General features: G+C 44.0%; 1 protein-coding gene and 1 pseudogene. Both read left to right on the top strand.

The genetic code is table 11. From position 1 onward, the window contains the following. Nucleotides 1–653 (top strand): CHAT domain-containing protein (locus F6K38_RS38675; protein WP_287360241.1); only part of this gene is annotated, 653 nt, incomplete at its 5' end. A 340-nt stretch (nucleotides 654–993) separates the two neighbouring features. Then, nucleotides 994–2,745: pseudogene (locus tag F6K38_RS38680) on the top strand (tetratricopeptide repeat protein); the annotation flags it as partial. Nucleotides 2,746–2,872 lie beyond the last annotated feature (127 nt).

A 2,872-nucleotide genomic window follows, 5' to 3' on the forward strand; every position in this document is an offset into this window, starting at 1 on the left:
GGGGAAAACCATTGATTGTGGGTAATCCCACCATGCCCACCATTAAAATAGGACTGGAACAAAAACCGTTAACCCCTCTACTGGGTGCAGAAACAGAAGCATTAACTATTGCTCAATTGCTGAAGACCACTGCTATGATTGGACCGGAAGCAACAGAATCAACCATTGTGGAAAAAATGGCCAATGCTTCGGTTATCCATTTCGCCACCCATGGTTTACTGGATGATGTCAATGGTATTGATTATCCCGGTGCGATCGCATTAGCACCTGACGAACCAGACCATGATGGCTTTCTCACCAGTCGTGAAATTATGATCAGTGACCAACACCGGAAACCACCCTTATTGAAAGCAAGGTTAGTAGTGCTCAGTGCTTGTGATACTGGTAGGGGTGAGATAAAAGGGGAAGGGGTAATTGGTTTATCCCGTTCTTTGATTGCCGCCGGTGTACCCAGTTTGGTGGTGTCCCTATGGAAAATACCTGATCATGATACGGTCAAGTTGATGAAGGAGTTTTACACTAATATTTACACCCACGAATTCGATAAAGCGAAAGCCATGCGAGAGGCGATGTTATCGATGCTTAATGATGAAGATGGTAATCCAGACCCCTCAGCTTGGGCAGCTTTTACGGTTATTGGTGAAGCGAGGTAGAGAATTTAGGGTGTGGGGTGTGGGGTGTGGGGTGTGGGTAGTCCGGAACTATTGCCCCTGTTGCCTTTTGTCTATTGATCAGGGTTGGTGTGTCGGGTTGAGGTAACGAAACCCAACCTACACTATAGGCGATCGCACTTAAAGCACCCTACCCGAGCGATCGCACTCCCGTCACCCCACACCCTACTCCCTACTCCCTGCTCCCTTAATCCTTGCATAGGTTCAAGAATCTCTCAGATATGGCCAAGTAGGGAATAATTCAATATCCGATATGAAACTTAAGCACGTCTTATGGTTGGGACTTCTCACTCTCTACCTCACCCCTGGGAAATTGCCTGTTGTGGCTAGATTCCTGACTTTACCACCACTGGCTCAAGAACAAAACACGGTTAGCCCAGAGCAAGAGGGGAATTTAGCCCCTAGGGATGCCATAGTTCAAGTAGACCTTAAGCAAGCAGAGGCGGGCAAACTATATCAGCAGGGAATTAGTCACTTTGGTCGCAGTAAGTTCCCAGAAGCATTACAGTCTTGGCAGCAAGCATTGGTGATTTATAAACAAATTGGAAACCGCAAGGGTGAAGCTAACTCCCTGAATAATCTGGGTAATGCATACTATCATCTGGGAAACTATAAAAAAGCGATTGATTACCTCCAAAAATCTTTAGCTATTTATAGGAAAGTCGGACACCGCGAAGGTGAAGCTACCTCCCTGGGTAATCTGGGTGGTGCATACTTTAATTTGGGAGACTATAAAAAAGCGATTGATTACCTCCAAAAATCTTTAGCTATTACTAGGGAAATCGGACACCGCCTGGGTGAAGCTGCCTCCCTGAATAATCTAGGTCTTGCATACCGTCATCTGGGAGACTATAAAAAAGCGATTGATTACCACCAAAAACCCTTAGCTATTGCTAGGGAAATCGGATACCGCGAAGGTGAAGCTATTTCCCTGAATAATCTGGGTAATGCATACAATCATCTGGGAGACTATAAAAAAGCCATTGATTACTACCAAAAATCTTTAGCTATTGCTATAAAAATCCCACACCGCCTGGGTGAAACTAGCTCCCTGACTGGTCTGGGTAATGCATACAATAATCTGGGAGAGTACAAAAAAGCCATTGATTACTACCAAAACTCCTTAGCTATTGCTAGAGACATCGGATACCGCCAGGGTGAAGCTAACTCCCTGGGTAATCTGGGTAATGCATACGGCAATCTGGGAGAGTACAAAAAAGCGATTGATTACTACCAAAACTCCTTAGCTATTACAAGGGAAATCGGCAACCGCCAGGGTGAAGCTGGCTCCCTGAATAATCTGGGTGTTGCATACGATAATCTGGGAGACTACTTTAAAGCGATTGATTACTACCAAAACTCCTTAGCTATTGCTAGGCAAATCGAAAACCGCCTGGGTGAAGCTAACTCCCTGGGTAATCTGGGTCTTGCATACAGTAATCTGGGAGACTACTTTAAAGCGATTGATTACTACCAAAACTCCTTAGCTATTGCTAGGGAAATCTCAGACCGCCTGGGTGAAGCTAGCTCTCTGAATAGTCTGGGTGTTGCATACGATAATCTGGGAGACTACTTTAAAGCCATTGATTACCACCAAAAATCCCTAGCTATTGAGAGGAAAATCGGAAACCGCAATGGTGAAGCTACCTCCCTAAATAATCTCGGTCTTACTTTCTTAAAAAAGAATCAACTAGAACCAGCCCAAACTCACCTGTTTGATGCCATTAAAATTTGGGAAGATATCCGCCACCTCCTCCGTAACAAAGATGATTGGAAGATTTCTATTTTTGAACAACAAGCTCGCAGCTATCGTCTTTTACAACAGGTATTGGTTGCTCAAGGTAAAGCAAAACAAGCCTTAGAGATTTCCGAACGGGGTCGCAACCGCGCTCTGATTGATTTATTAGCGGCACAGTTATCTGAAACTCCTCAAAAAACCAAAACTCTTACTCTTGAAGACATTCAAGAGATTGCTAAACAGCAACAAGCCACCTTGGTGGAATATTCCATTGTTGATGACCAGATTTATATTTGGGTGATTGCTCCCACTGGGGAGATTACCTTCCGTAGTAATAGACCTCTCCAAAAACTTGAAACTTTCTCAGGCACTGCTTTTCAGCGATCAAATTGACCAAGTCAATTTTACGTTGAATTAACGCTATAATAAGCTTAAGAAGCTATTGATGTTAATTTAGCACTAA

Source organism: Moorena sp. SIO3B2 (assembly GCF_010692525.1).
GTDB classification, from domain to species: Bacteria; Cyanobacteriota; Cyanobacteriia; order Cyanobacteriales; family Coleofasciculaceae; genus Moorena; species Moorena producens.